15 protein-coding genes are annotated in these 17,102 nt (G+C 72.0%); 2 read left to right on the forward strand and 13 right to left on the reverse strand.

Annotated features, from left to right (window positions below):
- Positions 1-19 precede the first annotated feature (19 nt).
- The 3 genes from AB0M80_RS17915 to eccB are packed head-to-tail and all read right to left on the reverse strand — an operon-like array spanning position 20 to position 2,792.
- The gene (locus AB0M80_RS17915) at positions 20-667 is read right to left on the reverse strand and encodes a response regulator transcription factor (RefSeq protein WP_364565532.1); all 648 of its coding nucleotides are present in this window, start codon (positions 665-667) and stop codon (positions 20-22) included.
- Complete coding sequence (locus tag AB0M80_RS17920) at positions 664-1,359, reverse strand: response regulator transcription factor (RefSeq protein WP_364565535.1); 696 nt, start codon at positions 1,357-1,359, stop codon at positions 664-666. Before AB0M80_RS17920 ends, AB0M80_RS17915 begins: the two co-directional genes overlap by 4 nt.
- 11 nt (positions 1,360-1,370) lie before the next feature.
- Positions 1,371-2,792 carry a type VII secretion protein EccB gene (eccB, locus tag AB0M80_RS17925; RefSeq protein ID WP_364565538.1) on the reverse strand — a complete coding sequence of 474 codons (1,422 nt, stop codon included), beginning with the start codon at positions 2,790-2,792 and terminating at the stop codon, positions 1,371-1,373.
- A gap of 141 nt (positions 2,793-2,933) precedes the next feature.
- On the opposite strand from eccB, the gene AB0M80_RS17930 reads away from it, so the two are divergent.
- A complete protein-coding gene (locus AB0M80_RS17930) occupies positions 2,934-3,983 on the forward strand; it encodes a type VII secretion protein EccE (RefSeq protein WP_364565540.1) in 1,050 nt (349 codons plus the stop codon).
- Positions 3,984-4,033: 50 nt separating this feature from the next.
- On the opposite strand, the gene AB0M80_RS17935 is transcribed toward AB0M80_RS17930, so the two are convergent.
- The 8 genes from AB0M80_RS17935 to AB0M80_RS17970 form a co-directional block, all read right to left on the reverse strand.
- Positions 4,034-4,432, reverse strand: a complete 399-nt coding sequence (locus AB0M80_RS17935) for a RidA family protein (protein ID WP_364565543.1) — start codon at positions 4,430-4,432, stop codon at positions 4,034-4,036.
- Positions 4,433-4,497: 65 nt separating this feature from the next.
- Entirely contained in the window at positions 4,498-5,766 is a 1,269-nt protein-coding gene (locus tag AB0M80_RS17940; protein WP_364565546.1) for a glucuronoxylanase, read from the reverse strand.
- A gap of 109 nt (positions 5,767-5,875) precedes the next feature.
- Positions 5,876-7,249, reverse strand: coding sequence for a type VII secretion integral membrane protein EccD (gene eccD, locus AB0M80_RS17945; protein ID WP_364565549.1), 1,374 nt, complete (start codon positions 7,247-7,249; stop codon positions 5,876-5,878).
- Between the two features lie 34 nt (positions 7,250-7,283).
- Complete coding sequence (locus AB0M80_RS17950) at positions 7,284-7,604, reverse strand: YbaB/EbfC family nucleoid-associated protein (RefSeq protein ID WP_364565552.1); 321 nt, start codon at positions 7,602-7,604, stop codon at positions 7,284-7,286.
- Positions 7,601-8,071 (reverse strand): hypothetical protein, encoded by a 471-nt coding sequence (locus AB0M80_RS17955; RefSeq protein ID WP_364565555.1) that lies wholly within the window; start codon positions 8,069-8,071, stop codon positions 7,601-7,603. Before AB0M80_RS17955 ends, AB0M80_RS17950 begins: the two co-directional genes overlap by 4 nt.
- Positions 8,071-9,432 carry a WXG100 family type VII secretion target gene (locus tag AB0M80_RS17960; protein WP_364565557.1) on the reverse strand — a complete coding sequence of 454 codons (1,362 nt, stop codon included), beginning with the start codon at positions 9,430-9,432 and terminating at the stop codon, positions 8,071-8,073. The genes AB0M80_RS17955 and AB0M80_RS17960 overlap by 1 nt, the downstream gene beginning before the upstream one ends.
- 3 nt (positions 9,433-9,435) lie before the next feature.
- The gene (locus AB0M80_RS17965) at positions 9,436-10,485 is read right to left on the reverse strand and encodes a hypothetical protein (protein WP_364565560.1); all 1,050 of its coding nucleotides are present in this window, start codon (positions 10,483-10,485) and stop codon (positions 9,436-9,438) included.
- Between the two features lie 31 nt (positions 10,486-10,516).
- Positions 10,517-11,287, reverse strand: coding sequence for a WXG100 family type VII secretion target (locus tag AB0M80_RS17970; RefSeq protein ID WP_364565563.1), 771 nt, complete (start codon positions 11,285-11,287; stop codon positions 10,517-10,519).
- A 143-nt stretch (positions 11,288-11,430) separates the two neighbouring features.
- Between AB0M80_RS17970 and eccCa the strand changes: the two genes are divergently transcribed.
- The gene (gene eccCa / locus AB0M80_RS17975) at positions 11,431-15,357 is read left to right on the forward strand and encodes a type VII secretion protein EccCa (protein WP_364565566.1); all 3,927 of its coding nucleotides are present in this window, start codon (positions 11,431-11,433) and stop codon (positions 15,355-15,357) included.
- Between the two features lie 43 nt (positions 15,358-15,400).
- On the opposite strand, the gene AB0M80_RS17980 is transcribed toward eccCa, so the two are convergent.
- Both AB0M80_RS17980 and AB0M80_RS17985 read right to left on the reverse strand, forming a co-directional pair.
- A complete protein-coding gene (locus AB0M80_RS17980; RefSeq protein WP_364565569.1) occupies positions 15,401-16,033 on the reverse strand; it encodes a hypothetical protein in 633 nt (210 codons plus the stop codon).
- A 117-nt stretch (positions 16,034-16,150) separates the two neighbouring features.
- Entirely contained in the window at positions 16,151-16,552 is a 402-nt protein-coding gene (locus AB0M80_RS17985) for a hypothetical protein (protein ID WP_364565572.1), read from the reverse strand.
- Between the last annotated feature and the right edge of the window lie 550 nt (positions 16,553-17,102).

A 17,102-nucleotide genomic window follows, 5' to 3' on the forward strand; every position in this document is an offset into this window, starting at 1 on the left:
TCGATCACGCGAGTTCGGGTCAGCGGAGCAGGCCTTCGCGGATGGCGACCCGGACGAAGCCGGCCCGGCGGCGCTCGCCGGTCTTGTCGCGGATGCGGTCCAGGTAGGACCGGACCGTCCGGACGCTGATGTTCAGGATCTCCGCGACGTCGACGTCCCGCTCCCCCGCCGCCACCAGCCGGAGCACCTGCTTTTCGCGCTCCGACAACACGATCTTCGGCCCCGCGTGCCGTTCTTCGCTGTCCTGGATGATCATCCCGGCCAGCGTCGGCGACACGTACGCGTTGTCGTCGGCGATCGTGCGGATCGCGCGCAGCAGCTCGTCGCCGTCGACGTCCTTCGACAGGAAGCCCTTCGCACCCGCCTGCATCGCGCCGAGGACCTCCGGCTGCTCCGCGTGCGCGGACACCACCAGCACCTTGTGCCCCATCTGCCCCACTTCCAGGACCGCGGCCGCGTCCTGGACACCGCGCAGCTTGAGGTCGAGGACGACGACGCTGCCCGCCGGCTGGTCCTGGACCGCGAACCGGGCCACCGAGTCGGCGACCGCGCCGAGCTCGATGTCCGGGGCTTCGGTCAGCACGCGGCTCAGCGCGTACCGGTAAAGGGGGTGGTCCTCGATCACGCCCACGCGGATCCGCCGCGGAGACGGCGCTTCGTCGCTCATTTGCGGCCGCCGCGCCGCGGGCCCGCGCCGCCGATCAGGCCGCGCCGGATGGCCTCTTTGACCAGCCCCGGCCGCCGCCGTTCGCCGGTCTTGTCGCGGATCCGGTCGAGGTAGCCGCGCACCGTGCGGACGCCGATGCCGAGGATCAGCGCGATGTCGACGTCCCGCTCCCCCGCCGCCACCAGCCGCAGCACCTGTTCCTCGCGCGGCGACAGTTCCGCTTCGGCCGACACGGCAGGCCGGTCGGCGTTGTCCTTCATGATCATCCCGGCGACCACCGCCGAGACGTACGCACCGCCGCCGGCGACCGTCTTGATCGCGATCAGCAGCTCGTCCGCGTCGACGTCCTTCGACAGGAAGCCGCGCGCCCCGGCCGCGATCGCGCCGAGCACGACCTCCGGCTCGGCCTGCGCGGAAACCACGAGCACGTGGTGCCCGAGCTCGCACACCTCCAGCACCGCCGCCGCTCCCGCGACGCCCGGCAGGCCGAGGTCGAGCAGGACCACGCTGCCCGGCGGCTGCCGGTGCACGTGGAACCGGGCGACCGAATCGACGACCGCGCCGAGCTCGACGAAGTCGGCCCCGGCCAGCACGCGTTCGACGGAGACGCGGTACAGCGGGTGGTCTTCGATGACCGCGACCCGGACCCGCCCCTGGCCCAGTTCACCCTCGGTCGAACGCTCTTCTGTCATGTGCACGACTTTCACCCCGTTCCACCCGACGGGGCCGGCCGCCCGGCCGTGGCCGGGTCCAGCGCGGGGCCCATCGGCACCAATGCCAGCAAACTACCTGCGACCGGCGGCCTGGCGACTCCTCCGTAGCCGAGCGAGACCAAAGCCTGCGCGTTCACCACCGGGTACTTCCGGCCCGTGTCGGTCACCAGGTAGGTGGTGACCGAGCCGGCTTCGACGACGACGGCCCCTCCCGAAGGAGGGACGAACACCTCGTCCGCCACCCTTGCTTCGGTCCGGGTGGCGACCTGGATGGCTTTGGCCCCGGCGGGAAGCGGGAATTCCGCCGAAACGAGCAACCGGCTGCCCTGAACGCACAGCGCCACGGAGTTCCCGGTGATCGGCGCCTTGCCGGGGATGCGGTCGGGATAGGCCGCCGGGTCGGCGCCGCCGGTGCGCGGCGCGGCGACCTTCGGCGCGGCGGCGACGTCGGCCGCGCGGACCTCCACCGGCGCGGGCGGCCCGGGGTAGGCGGCGGCGTTGGCTTCCGTCGTCACCAGCAGGCTCGCCTCGGTCTGCCCGACCGGCTCGAGACCGTCCCGGCGGACCAGGTAGTACGACGTGGCGGTGCCGGGCGCGGCCATCGCGTCGACGACGGCCAGTACTTCGCCGACGCGGGTGGCGCGGCCACCTACCGCGGGCCCCGGGTCACCGGCGCCGCCGACGGGCAGCGCGGTGAGGTCGCGTCCGGCCGGGACGGTGTCGATCCACCGGGAGGACACCGCGATCGTCGGGTAGCTGTCGAACTGCAGCGCGGTCGCGGCCTCGTCGCTCAGCTTGTAACGCCGGCCACCGGCGAGCAGGAACCGCTCCCCCCGCGGCAGCCGCACGATCACGCCCTGATCCCGCGGCAGTTCGACGCCGGACGCGGGCGCGGCCAGCAGGACGGCGGTGCGCGGCTCGGCCGACGCGGGCGCGTCCTGGGTGGTGCGGCTGCAGCTCGTCCACGCGGCACTCACGAGCGCGCCCGCCGCGGGCAGCGAGTCGGGCGCACCCGGGATGCCGATCTGGGTGCCGCGGCCCGCCTTGCCGAGGTTCTCCGGCGACACGGACACGGTCGCGTCGCCGTTCCCGCCGGCCAGCAGCCGCGCGGACGCGTAGTTGAGCACCGGGTGCAGCACGCCGTCGGCGCCGAGGACGAACCGCGCGCCGGTGCCCTCCTCGACGATCACCTTGCCGCCGGCCAGCCAGTCCTTGCCGCCGGAGGGGTTCAGCAGGCCGATGATCCCGAAGACGGCGGTGACCAGGAGGGCGGCCACCACCCCCAGCACCGTGCCCAGCACGAGACGGCGGCTGGGCGAGACGGGGTGGTTGGCGTCGGCGGCGACGAGCGCGGAGACGAGCCTGCGGCGGAGGAACTGGTACGCCTGGATCTGGTCCCGCTGCGTCCACACGCTGCTGTGCCCCCGGCTGTGTGTGTCAACCCTCCGAGCGCCCGATGCTAGGCACCGGACCGGCGGGCGGCGAGGGTAATTTTTACGCCCACGCCGGATCCGGGGAGGCAGTAGCGTCGGGGCCCGGGGAAAGGGGAACCCGTGTCCGTCGATACCGCCGGCGCCGTCCGCCCGGCACCGTCCCGATCCACCGCCACGCCGGTGCCGTGGCTGCTGCCGGTCCGGCCGCTGCAGGCCGCGGTGTGGGAGATCGCCGCGATCGCCGTACTGCTGGCGTGGCTGGTCGACACCGTCCCGCAGCCGACGCGGATCGGCGTGAGCGTGCTCGCCGGTTCGACCGTGTTGCTGACGTCGGTGCGCTTCGCGGGCCGTCACCTGGCGGGCTGGGCGCTGACCTGGACGGCGTACCGGCTGCGGCGCCACGACACGCGCCGCGACAGCCCGGACCCGCTGCTGTGCGTGGCCGGGCCGGTGAAGGTCCGCCAGCACGTCGACCGGGCGGGCAACCGTTTCGGCGTCGCGGAGGTCGACGGCGGGTGGAGCGCACTGGTCAGGTTGACGCCGGGCACGGGGACACCGGATTCGCTGGTGGACGTCCTGTGTTCGGCGTATCGCCGGACGGACGTCCCCTTGGCCTCGGCGCAGCTGCTGACGTGGGCGATCCCGCGTGGCGACCAGGTGCTGCGGGTGCGGTGGCTGGCGGTGCGCTACCGGCCGGACCAGGCGCCGATCGCGGCGCTGGCCCGAGGCGGCGGCGATCTCGGGGCGTTGCGGAGCACGGCGTCGGCGGCGTTGAGCCTGATGGGCGCGTTGGCCGAAGCCGGTTACCAGAGCACGGTGCTGGAGGCCGGCGAGCTGGCGAAGGAACTGCGGGTGGCGCTGGGGGTCCAGGGGGCCGCTTCCGGTGCGCCCGAGGGCTGGCGCTCGTGGACGTGGGGTGGCGCGGCCCAGGTGTGTTTCACGCCGCGTTCGCCGCGGGTGCTGGAGGTGTCGGTCCCGGGCGCGGCTTTCACGGCGACGTCGTACACGCTGACGCGGACGCCGGGTGGGCGGGAGAAGGCGGAGGTGACGGTCCGGGTGGGGGCGCGGCCGGGTGCTCCGGTTCCCGCGCCGAACCTCCCGGTGGTCCCGCTGCACGGCCGGCACGGCGCCGGCGTGCGCCGCACCCTGCCCCTCGCGCTGGACAGCTGAAAGTCCGGTCGAACCCGGGTCGCCTGCAGCACCGCACCGACCTCGGTGGATCACTTCGCTATGGCAACGGCGTCGACCTCGACAAGCTGGCCCCGGTAGCCGAGCACCGTGACGCCGAGCAAGGTGCTCGGCGCGTCGTGGCCGCCGAACCGGGCGCGCACCACGTTCCAGGCTGTCACGAGGTCCGCCTGGTCGGTGCTCGCCACGTAGACGGTCGTCCGCACGACGTCGGTCAGCGCAGCCCCTGCCGCCTGCAGCGCCACTTCGAGATTGTCCATGACCTGCCGGGCCTGCCCGGCGACGTCACCGAGCGCTACGACCCGGTCGTGCTCGTCGATCGGACACGCGCCGGCGGTGTGCACGAGCCGGGCACCGGCGGGTACCACCGAGGCGTAGGCATACGGGACAGCATCGGTCAGGCGGCCGGCGCGGATCAATTCCACAGACATGAGGCCGACGATGCCACGTCCGCCGGCCGCCCAACCACCGAATTCACGCCGGCACAGCGGACAGCTCAATTCACGACGAATGTCCGGATGCTGCGGGCCGGCAACTGAGCGTTGAACGCTCCGTTCGCCATGGTGACGTCGTTGTAGCGCGCGAGGGTCGCGCTTTCGTTCGTCAGCCAGGTCTGGGCGGTCGCGGAACCGGTGTCCCGGATGGTGAACGCGAGGTCGACCGCCGAGGTGTTCTTGTTGACGGTGACGATGACGATCCGGGATCCGCTCTTGTACGCCGAAATGTAGACGTTCGATTGCGGGTTCGCGGTCGCGGTGATCCGCGAGTAGCCGGGGCGGACCCACTTCGAGAAGTGCGCCATGGTGGCGCCGCGCTTGCTGATCTGCCCGTCCTCGCGCAGCGGACCGTACGAGCGGCGGATGTACCACCACACGTAGGTCTGGAACCGGCCGTCCACCAACGCGCGGTGGATGTGTTCGCCCACGTCGAGCGCCTGCGGCCACAGGTCGGCGGAGTCGGTGCTGTTGGGGTGGTAGACCTCGGTCATCCACAGCTCTTTGCCGCCGCCCTTCTGCTGGAAGAGCGGGTAGGGCAGGTCCGCGGACCGGGTGCCGTAGAGGTGCGTGCCGATGATGTCCACGTTCGCCAGTGCGGTGGCGTCGTTGAGGATGGGATCGGAGAGGTTCTTGCGGTACTGGAACGACTCGGGCGCGATGACCCTGGTGCTGATCGTGCCCGCGTTCTCGCGCAGGAACTTGACGATTTCGCTCGCGGTCCACGCTGTCCATTCCTGCGCGTAGTCCGGCTCGTTCTGGACCGAGATCCCGTACAGGTTCACCCCGTTGTTCGCCATGAACGCGGTGAAGTCGTTCAGGTGCTGCGCATAGGCGCCGTAGGAGTTGTACCGCAGCCGCTTGCCTCCGGAGAAGCTCTCGGTCATCGAGGCAGGCGGGTTCCACGGCGAAGCGATGACCTTGGCCCCGAGCTCACTCGCCCGCCTGGCCGTGGCGACCTCGCGGCTCCAGTTGGCGCGGTCCTCGTGCACGGGAATGCGCAGCACGGTGAATCCCAGCTGCCCCGTACCGTTGCCGAACGCCGTCTCACGCTGAGCGGCGGTGAGATCGCTGATCCAGACGGTGTGGTTCATCCCGCCGAAGCCCAGGATCGTCTGCTGCACGTTCGACGGCTCGACGACCACCGCGGTGGCCGCCGCGGCCGGTGTCCCCGCCGCCAGCACCGGCAGTGCGGCGCCCGCCGCCAGCACTGTCCGCCGGCTCAGGAGCGGCGAACCCGCGATCTCGGACCGGTTTCGACGTGGTGTCATGACATCTCCCTGAAGTCGGCTGCGGACGTCGAGAAACAGCCTGGGAGCGCTCCCAAAGATCAGTCTTAACAGGGCCCGAGTGTCGCCGTCAAGGGGACCTCGGGCCTGCTCAGCCGCGGACGGCCTCGTAGACCCCGGCGATCATGCCCACCAAGGGGACCAGCGAAAGCAGCACCAGGAACTCCGAGACGTCCAGCAGCCTCGACCAGTAAGGCGAACGCAGCCCTCGCGCCACCCGCGTCGCGTACGCCAGGCAGAGCACCGCCGCCAGGACGACCGCGCAGCCCGCCGCGAACACCGCCGTCCGCTGCCCGGAAGCCACCAGCCACACCCCGGCGCACACCAGCGCCGGAACGCCGAAGCCGATCAGGACCAAGCGCTGCGCGCGGCGCGCATACGACCGCGACCGCAGGATCCACGCCACCCCCAGCAACGCGGCCAGCCCCGCTTCCCACGGCCCTCCCGAAGAAAGCACGACGGAAGCCGCCAGCACCACCAAACCCAGTGCCACCAGCAATCCCGTCAGCACCGCCTGGGCGTGGGACGTCCGGCCGATCATCTCCGTGCCCAGCGACGGCTGTTCGTCCGCGCGGAACGCCGCCATGTCGTCCGGCACGCGTGGCAGCGGCAAGCGGGCCAGGCGCAACGCCACCATCGGGGCCACCGCCGCCAGCGCCGTGCAGAGCACCGCGACCACCGCCGCCGCCGACCACGGTGAAACGCCGGCCAGGAGCACGACCCCGGAAGTCAGCGCGCCGAAGCCCGCCGCGCCGGTGATCGCCACGAACCACGGCAGGCGGTCGGCCACCGAGACCGCCGCGAGCACGCCGTACACCGTCACCGCCGCGAAGCCCGCCGCCAGCGGGCCTGCCGACAGGGAGAACAGCGGATGCGGTGGCAGCACCGACATTCCCGCGAGCAGCGCGACGCCGACGCCGGCCAGTGCCCCGGCCGCGCCCGCTTCGGCGTCGCCGTACGCACGGCTCAACGCGCCGCCGCCGAGCAGCAGGACCAACGCCAGCAGGCCCGTCCCGATCGGCGCCAGGACGCTGCCCGACGCCGCCGCCTGGACCAGCAGGCCACCGGCCAGCAACAGCACCACCGCGGCGACCAGCCCGGACCGCCGCGCGACCGACGGGCCCCAGCCGCCGTCGGCGTCGGCGACGCTGGCGATCGAGTCGACGACGTCGTCGAACAGCAGCGGGCCCCGCGGGCGCTCCCGCGGGGTCAGGTGCAGCACTTCGCCGTCGCGGATCTGGGCCGCGGCGACGCTCAGTCCCAGTGCCAGTGGCGCGCCGCCCAGCCGGGACAGCACCCAGCCCGGATGTTCGGCCGACGCCTGCCCGGCGGCTCCGGCCAGCCGGACCAGCTGCGGCACCAGCTCGGCGAACGTCGACTGCTGCGGCAGGGCGACGTCGACGCGGGCCCTCGGGGTCACCACGGTGACCCGCCGCGTCGTCCCCGTGAGAGAGGCTGTGCTCATGCCGCCTCCGCGGGAAAAAGAACGTCGGCGGTCATCAGGCGTTCTTCGCGGCCGCGATCACCGGCGCGAACTTGGCGCTCGAAGCCTCGGCGAGCTTCTGCAGCCCGGCGTTCACCGCCTCCAGGACGATCTCCGAGAGGTTGCGGGCGTCGTACTCGCGGATCGCGCGGGGGTCGATGTCGATCGAGGTGAACCGGCCGTCGCCGCGGAGGGTGACGGTGACCTCGTTCTGCCGCGAGTGCGCCTTGACCTCCATCGCCTCGACCGTGCGCTGGATCCGCTGGACCTCTTCGGTCTGCTTGCGCACCTGGGATAGGAGCTCGTCCATGTCCGGCACCGCGTGCGGATCGGTCACTGTTGCGTCCCTTCGTGCTGGCGGACGTGGACACTGGCCACGAACCGCTGGAAACCGGGTGAGAGCCGCCGGGCGGTCGCGGGCGCGGCCGTGCAGGCGAGCTCGAGCACCAAGCGGTCCTCCGGCGTGGCGCCGGGGACCGTCAGGTGCACCTGGGTCTGGATCAGCTCGCTGCCTTCGCCGGTGCGCAGGCGCAGCAGCTGCATGACGGCGGGCGCGGCCGGGTCGCCGACGTCGCGGCGGCTCAGCACCTCGAGCCCGGCCAGCGTGCGCGCCAGGCGTTCGACGGCTTCGGCGGCGACGGCGTCGATCGAGACGTCGTCGGGTCGCTGCTGCACGCTCACCGTGATGTTCGGCGTGAAGTCCTCGCCCGGCACCGGGTGCACGGCGACGAACACCGCGCCCGAGCCGCCCGGGTCGACGGCGGTCCAGCCGTCCGGGATGACGAAGTCGAGGGGGAGCGTCATCACAGCCCCACGTACGCAACGGCGTCGTCCCAAGCGGAGCCGACGGCGTCCGCGGCGTCGCCGGCCGCGTGGCTCACGGCGTCGGCCGCCGCGCCGCCGTACTCGCCGATCGTGTGGCCGAGCTTCGGCAGGTCGATGTCGATCTTCGCGCCCACGCCGGCGCCGAGGCCGAGCGCCGCACCCGCCTTGAAGCTCACCTTGAGGTGCCCGGCGTCGTAGACGGCCTGGGCGTCGAGCTGTGCGCCGAGGCCGTACTGCAGCGTGCCGTTCGCGCCGACGCCGATGCCCGCGACGTCCGCGGCGAGCTCGCCCTCGACCTTCCCGCCCACGAAGGCGTTGGCGTGCGCGCCGACACCGTGCGCGCCGATCGTGCCGGACGCGCTCACCTCGCCGCCGGCGAACACCGTGCCCTTGGCGTGGGCTTCGGCGACGCCCCACTCCTTCTTGCCTTCGAGTTCACCGTGCAGCGCCGCGAGCTCCGCGTGCCCGGACGCGCCGGCGTCCCAGCCCTTCGACGTGATCTTCCCGTCGTACTCGGGGGAAAAGCCGTCCTGCTCGTGCTGGAACTTGTAGTACGTGATCTCGGTGTTGCGGCCGATCTTCTCCTTCAGACCCGAAGCCTCCGGCTGCCCGAACGGCGTGTCCGCCTTCTTCGGCGCGCGGGTGCCTTCCAGGCCGTCCCAGGTGAGTTTCTTCCAGCCGGAGTTGCCGAACCACGACGGCACGGTCCGCGGCCGCTTCCGGCCGTCCAGCGGCTCGCCGTTGAGCCAGTGCAGCGGCCCGCGCGCCCACTTGCCCAGCTCGTGCTCGAGGCGTCCGACGCCTTCGGGCGGGAACAGCTCGGCGAGGGCGTCGGAGAACTCGTCGACGACCTGGCGGGCCGCGGCGACGCTCTGTTCCCCGAGCTGCCGCGCGGCCTGGATGAACGCGCCGACCGAAGCGGAGTTCACCGCGCGGGCCTGGGCGGTCAGCTGGGCCCCGTACTGGTCGAACTGCGCGAGCACCGAGCCGACGGCGGCCTCCGCGGACTGCACGAGCCGGGCGGCGGTGCCGAGCCGGTTCGCCTGGTCGCCGAGTTTCGCGGCGACGTCGGCGAGTTCCCGGCCGAGTTCGCCCGCAGCCGCCGCGAAGGCGGTGTAGGCGTCGCCGTCCCAGTCCGCGTGCAGCGTCTTCGCGGACTCGTCGATTTCGCGCGCCCGGCCCGAAACGGTCGCCGCCCGGGTGGCCACGCGCTGCGAGGCGGCGCTCAGCGCCCCGGGATCACCGGTGACGCGTCGGCGGCACTCGACGAGCACGCGGCGGTACCCGGACAGCACGGAGCTGACCACGCCGGATGCGTCGACCACGCCCGAGCCCGCCATCGGCTAGTTCCCGGCCGCGTCGTAGCCGACGTGCTGGCTGAAGTGCCTGCCGTTGTAGTCCAGGTCGATGTCGAGGTCGAAGTCCTGGCCGCCCGGAGCCTCCACAGTGGACTCACCGGTGGTGAGGTTGGTGTGGATGACGACCTCGTCGGCGTGCCCGGCCGCGGGAGCGGGCACCGGCGCGGGAGCGGGCACCGGCGCGGGCGCGGGCACCGAGCCGGTCGAGGGCGCCGTCGTCACGGGGTGGTCGACGGGGATCCAGCTGTTCGACGGGTTGCCCGCGCCGATCGCCGCCGGGCCGCTGGAACCGCCGCCGGTGGCGAGCGCGGGCGGGGTGTAGTCGGTGAACGCAGGCTGCTGCGGGATCCCCCCGCCGCTCCCGCCCGCCACCGCCTGCTGCCCCGACGGGCTCGCCACCGGCGGCGGGGTCTGCGGCGCGGTGACCGGGGTGTTCCCGATCGACGGCGTCGTCGCGCCCGAGCTGCCGGAGCCGTGGTGGAAGAGCTTCTCGATCTCGCCGATGACCTGCGCCAGCGTGGTGACCTGCTGGGCGAGGTCGGCCGCGCCCAGCGCCTTGAGCAGCGCGCCGATCGAGGTGATGAACGCCCGCAGCGACGCGCTCGTCGCGGTCGACAAAGCGACCGCCGCGCCGTAGGTCCACCAGTTCGACATCAGGGCGGCCACCGTGGGGTTCACCGCGGAAACCACCGCGCGGTAGGCCTCCTGCGCGGTCTTGATCAGGGTGCCGGAGACCCCGAGCAGCTCGGCGCCCTTCTGCACGACGTCGATGATCTTCGTCAGCTGGTCCAGCGAGTCGCTGATCTTCTTCAGCGCCGATTCGCTCGCCGCCCCCGACCAGATCTTGCCGAGCTGGTCGGCGGCCTTGCTCAGCTCGTTGTACATGGCGAGGAACTGCTCGGCCTTCTTGACCAGGTCGGCCACGTGCTTCGCGATCTGCTCCGGCCGGCCGGTGACGATCTGCGGCAGGACGGTGATCGGCCCGCCCGAGGACGCGGTCGCGTCCATCGCGCTGGAGTTCGGGAAAGTCAGCATCGATCCTCACATAAGTTCGAGGGGCGGACGATCAGACGACGGAAGCGGGCCGGTAGACGCTGACCTTCGCCAGCCCGCCGGTGCGGGCGTCGAGCAGCCCGTGGTTGTAGAGGCGGCCGCCGTCGCCGGCGACGCCGATGACCGGCCGGCGGTCGGAGAACAGCAGCGGCTCGACGACCACGACGTCGCCGCTGTGCACGCCGCCGGGCACGTCGGAGAACGTGCGCGCGGTGCCCGCGTAGACCTCGATCAGCCCGACCCGCGCCTGGTTGCCGGCGTCGCCGGCGAGCCAGTCGTTGAAGTCGGTGACGCCGTGGAAGCGGGCGTCGGTGATCGGGTGGTCGCCGAGCCTGCCGAGCCGCGCGTCCCCCAGGTAGCGCAACACGTTCCCGACCGACGACGGCTCGCCGTGGGCGCCCGCGCTGTCGTTGATGGCCAGGGTGGCGAGCTCGGAAGCGTGCGAGCTGCCCCAGATCGACGACGCCGGGCTCGTCGGAGCGTGCCCGCCGCCGTAGCCGGCGGCGGCGTCCCGGTCGGCCGCCTGGTAGGCGTCGGCACTGGCCTTGACGAGCCCGTTGATCTGCTGCAGCAGCTGCAGGAGCGTCCGGACGGCGGTGATCTGACCCGAGTGCAGGGCCGCGTTCGCGGCGGCGACCGCACTGCCGAAGCTCGCGAACGACATCGGCGGCACGACGAGCTTTTCGAGGTCGCCCACGGCGTTGATGCCGTGGGCGATGATGCCCCCGACGTTGCCCACGGCGGAGCGCATCGCCTCGGGCTCAGCCCGGTACTCGCCGGCCATGGGTCTCCTTCCGGGGTGGCGTGCTCGGCTGAGCGTAAGTTCGGCCCCGGAAGCGGGCGGACGGCAAAAGTACCCACCGCGGCGTGGCGGCAAGTGGCCAAAATACCGGTCAGACCGCCCTCGAACTGGAGCAACCTGTTCAGATGAGCCTGCCGTCCGACCGACCGAGCGAGATCGTGCTGCAGTCCCCGCCGATGCTCCCCAAGAGCTCGTCCGGCGGCATGGTGCAGCTGATGATGTTCCTGCCGATGATGCTCGGCATGGGCGCGATGTCGTTCGTCTACATCGGACGCGACGGCGGCGTGATGACGTGGGTGTTCGGCGCCCTGTTCCTCTGCGCCATGGGCGGCATGGTGGTGATGTCGCTGGGCCGCGGCGGGATGGCGAAGAAGGCGCAGATCAACGACGAACGCCGGGACTACCAGCGGTACCTCTCCGGGCTGCGCGCCCAGGTCCGGGACATCGCCGACGGCCAGCGCGCGGCCATGATCGCCGTCCAGCCGGACCCGGCCGACCTGTGGGCCTACGTCGAGGCCGGGAAGCTGTGGGACCGGCGGCGCGGCGACTCCCAGTTCGCGCAGGTGCGCGCGGGCACCGGGCCGCAGCGGCTCGCGACGCCGTTGAAGGCGCCGCAGACCGTGCCCTTGGAAGACCTGGACCCGGTGTCCTCCACCAGCCTCAAGCACTTCATCCGCACCTACTCGACGGTGGACGGCCTGCCGGTCGCGTTGTCGCTGCGGTCGTTCGCCGCGGTCACCGTGGCCGGGCGGCGGCCGGACGTGCTCGGCCTGGTGCGGGCGCTGCTGTGCCAGCTCGTCACCTTCCACTCCCCCGCGGACCTGCGGGTCGCCGTCTGCGTGCCGCCGGACCGCCGGCACGACTGGGAATGGGCGAAGTGGCTGCCGCACGCGACGGCGGCCGGCGCGGCCGACGCCGTCGGCTTGCGGCGGCTCGCGGCCGACACCGCGGCCGGGCTGGCCGAGCTGCTGGGCACCGACCTGGGCGAACGCCCCGCGTTCAGCCGGCGCGCGGCGGCCGAGCTCGACCTGCCCCACCTCGTGGTCGTCGTCGACGGCGGCACCGCCCACGGCGAGCCCCGGCTGATCGGCGAAGACGGCCGGCTCGGTGTCACGGTGATCGAGGTCGGCCAGGAGCACCCGCGGGCGTCCTCGACCGAGAAGCTGCTGAGCCTGCACACCGCACCGGGTTCCCTCGGCATGGTCGTCGGCGACGGCGGCGAGCAGCGGCTCGGCTTCCTCGGCCGCCCGGACGTCCTCGACCGCGGCGCCGCGGAAGCCCTCGCCAGGATGCTGGCGCCGTTGCACACCCCCGCCGCGGTCGTCGGCGAGAAGCCGATGTCGGCGACGTTCGGCCTGGCCGGGCTGCTCGGCATCGGCGACCCGCGCGACACCGACACCGCCGTCACGTGGGCGCCGCGCGCGGCGCGCGACCGGCTGCGCATCCCGCTGGGCGTCAACCCGGAGGGCCGTCCGGTCGAGCTGGACCTCAAGGAGTCGGCCGAGGGCGGGATGGGCCCGCACGGCCTGGTCATCGGCGCGACCGGGTCCGGCAAGAGCGAGCTGCTGCGGACGCTGGTGACGGCGCTGGCCGTGATGCACTCGTCGGAGACGCTCAACCTGGCGCTCATCGACTTCAAGGGTGGCGCGACTTTCGCCGGGATGACCGGGCTGCCGCACACGTGCGCCGTCATCACCAACCTGTCCGACGACCTCGCGCTGGTCGACCGCATGGCCGACGCGCTCAACGGCGAGCTGCTGCGGCGGCAGGAACTGCTGCACGCGGCCGGGAACTACGCGTCGGTGCGCGACTACGAGAAGGCCCGGGCGGACGGCGCGGCGCTCGAACCGCTGCCGTCGCTGCTGGTGATCATCGACGAGTTCAGCGAGCTGCTGTCCTCGCGCCCGGAATTCATCGACCTGTTCGTCGCGATCGGCCGGCTCGGGCGATCGCTGGGCATTCACTTGCTGCTGGCCTCGCAGCGGCTGGAGGAAGGCCGGCTGCGCGGGCTGGACTCGCACCTGTCGTACCGGATCGGGCTGCGGACGTTCTCCGCGGCGGAAAGCCGGGCCGTGCTGGGCGTCGCGGACGCCTACCACCTGCCGCCGGTGCCGGGTTCGGCGTACCTGAAGTCCGACACCGAAACGCTGGTCCGGCTCAAGGCGGCCTACGTTTCCGGGCAGCTGCCCCCGCGGAGCACGGTCGTGCGCGAGGACGGGCAGGAACTGGGCGTGCTGCCGTTTTCCCTGGCGGCGGTGGAAATCCCGGTGACGACCGAGATCGCTCCGGCCCTGTCGGCCGAGGGCACGGGCGAAACGATCATCGGCGCGATGCTGTCGCGACTGGAGGGCCGCGGCCCGGCCGCGCACCAGATCTGGCTGCCGCCGCTGGCCGAGCCGCCGACGCTGGCCCAGCTGCTGCCGCCGCTGGGCGAGGACGCGGCGCGCGGCCTGTGCCCGCTCGGCTGGGGCGGCAACGGCAAGCTGACGATCCCGGTGGCGCTGGTGGACAAGCCGTTCGAGCAGCGCCGGGACATGCTGTGGGCCGACTTCTCCGGCGCGGCCGGGCACGCGCTGATCGTCGGCGCGCCGCAGAGCGGGAAGTCGACGCTCATGAAGGACATCGCGGGCATGCTGGCGCTGACGCACACCCCGGCCGAGGTTCAGCTGTTCGTGCTGGACATGGGCGGTGGCGCGCTGGCGCCGATCGCGGGTCTCCCCCACGTGTCCGGCTACGCCACCCGCCGTGACGCGCAGCGCTGCCGCCGCGTCGTCGCCGAGCTGACGACGTTGCTGGAGCAGCGCGAGGAGTTCTTCGCCGAGCGGGGGATCGAGTCGATGGCGACGTTCCGCCAGCGCCGCTCGGAGTTCACCGAGAGCACCGACGGCCGCGAGTTCGGCGACGTGTTCCTGTTCGTGGACAACTGGACCACGATCCGCCAGGAGTACGAGCAGCTGGAGGAGCAGATCACCGGGCTGGCGGCGCGCGGGCTCGGGTTCGGCATCCACGTGATCGTCTCGCTCAACCAGTGGATCGGCGTCCGCGCCCAGCTGCGCGACGCGATCGGCACGCGCTTCGAGCTGCGCCTGGGCGACCCGATGGACTCCTCGATCGACCGCAAGGTGGCGGCCAACGTCCCCGCCGACCGCCCGGGCCGCGGCATCACCGCGGAAAAGCTCCACTTCCTGGCGGCGTTGCCCCGCATCGACGCCGACCAGCGCCCGGAGACGATCGGCACCGGCGGCGTCGACCTGACCCGGCGGATCTCGGAGGCGTGGCAGGGACCGCGCGCCCCGCAGGTGCGGCTGCTGCCGCCGGAAGTGCCCCTGGACACGCTGCCCGCGGCGCCGTCGCGCCAGGTGACGTTGGGCATCGCGGAATCGACGTTGCGCCCGGTGTACCTGGACTTCGCGGCGGACCCGCACTTCGTGGCCTTCGGCGACGTCGAGTCCGGGAAGACTTCGCTGCTGCGGGCTGTCGCCGCAGGAATCAGGTCGGCGTACACGCCGGAGGAAGCGGCGATCATCGTGGCGGACTACCGCCGCGGTCTGCTCGGCGCGGTGCCGGAGCCGCACCTGCTGGGGTACGCGGGCGCCGAGGGCAAGCTGACGGATCTGATCGCGGAGTGCGCTCAGGCGATGCGGAACCGGCTGCCCGGGCCTTCGGTGACGCCGGAGCAGCTGCGGAACCGGTCGTGGTGGCGGGGGCCGGAGCTGTTCGTCCTGGTGGACGACTACGAGCTGGTGGCGACGGTGGGGCGGAACCCGTTGCAGCCGTTGCTGGAGTTCTTGCCGCAGGCGCGGGACATCGGGCTGCACCTGGTGATCGTCCGGGGTTCCGGCGGCGCGGGCCGGGCGTTGTTCGAGCCGGTCCTGCAGCGGCTGCGGGAGCTGGGCTCGCCGGGGTTGATCATGTCGGGGACGAAGGACGAAGGGGCGTTGCTGGCGGACGTGAAGCCGTCACCGCAACCGCCGGGGCGCGGGACGCTGGTGTCGCGGCGGCACGGGACGGGGCTGGTTCAGGTGGCTTGGACGAAACCGGTGGAGTCTTGAGCCTCGTCCAGCGGGTCGTCGTCCGACCGGACCGTCGGTCGGCTCAGCGCGCGGACGCGGTCATGTCGGTGGCGAAGCGGTAGTAGCAGACCGCCCGGTGTTTGCCCTGGTCCCAGCTCTCGGTGGCCGGCGTGATGACCTGGACGCGGGCGCCGGGGACCGGGCGGGCGCCGGCCTCGCACCGGGCCAGGGTCCGGTGGTAGACCTCCACGATGTCGGGCATCGCGCCTGGTTCCAGCGGAAGCACCTCGAACGCCTCGGCGTTGTGCCGGTCGGTGCACGACCTCCGCACCACATCGGTGGCGCCGGAAGCCGGCGGGGACCAGAAGCAGTCACCCGCGACGAGATCGGACCCGTGCGCCACTCCCTCGGGCAGCCGTTCCGGTACCGCCTGCTGTGCTTGCGGCTGCCACCACGCCGTCCCGGTGCCGACCTTGTACGCGGCCACGCCCACCCAACCGGCGAAAGCCACCAGCCCGCAGATGACCAGCGCCCAGCCCCGCTGCCGGTGTTTCCTGATCCGCACCACCGCGACGGCCGCGAACACCGGGGCGAACAGCCCGCCGAGCAGACCCACCACGAGCGTGGCGATCGCGTACCGGCTGACCGGCTGATGACGGAGTTCCTCGCGCATCAGCTCGTCGAATAGTTCAGGATCGTGCTGTGGTGCGGACATGGTTCCCCCTCGCGGCCTCGCCCCGCGAAAACTCTAGTTGTGGAGTCCAGCGGGATTGCACCGGGTTCCGTGCCTCGGCCGGGAACAGCGATGGCGACCTGCCATGCAGGCCCTCCGTCACCCTCGGGCGATGACGGTCCAGCCCTCCTCCGAAGCAACGTATGCATCGTCCGACAGCGGTCGCGGGCGCGAGCGGATCGAGTAGCTCATGCAAGCCACCAACCCGTCCGGCCCGCTCGACTTGAGGGCCAGGGTGACGACGTCGGATGCACGATCCACGCCGATGCCGGCAACTTCGAGGATCTCCCGCGCCTGGTCGTCGTCCGCACGCGCGATCTCCAACGGCGAATACACCGTCTTCAACTTAAGCCCGAGCACCCCGTAGAAGGTGATTTCGACGGAATCTTCCACCGAAGCGGGGTCGAAGCTGCGGAGACTGAGCTCCGAATGGCTCAGGTGATAACGCCACGGCCTGAACTTCCGCTCGAAGGAGATCGGGAGCCGCTCGATCGGTTGCATGTCCACATCATCCGATATTGCCGAAGCCGGGCTTCACCGGGCGAGGAACCGCCGGCGACTCCAGCGCGTTGCGCAGCGATTCCGAGCCGATCGTCGGGGAACACTCATCTCGCGGGCGCCGTCATTTCAGTGGCGAAGCGGTAGGAGCAGACCGCGCGGAGCTGCCGGGCGTCGGCCTTGCACCGGCCAGAGTGCGCTGGTAGACCTCGAGGATGTCGGCATCGGGCCCTCGCCCAACGGAAGCACCTCGAAGGCCTCGGCGGTGTGCGGCTCGGTGCACGACCTCTGCACCACGTCGGTGTTGCCCGATCCCGGCGGAGGCCGGAAGCAGTCACCCTACGGCCTCGAAAACGTCGGCTCGGCATCGGTGTACGCGCCGAACCGGCCCACCAGCGTACTTTGGTCCACCGTGACCTCTGGTCAAACCGCATCTGGCACACATGTGGCCGGGGCGGGTTACCGACTTCGGTAGGTTCCGAAAATCCTTCACGGCTCTTACGTTGGGCTGGTCGTCCCGTTCGGGACGGATATCCGGATCACCTGGGCCGAA

The sequence above is a fragment of the Amycolatopsis sp. NPDC051045 genome, from assembly GCF_040682955.1.
GTDB lineage: Bacteria > Actinomycetota > Actinomycetes > Mycobacteriales > Pseudonocardiaceae > Amycolatopsis.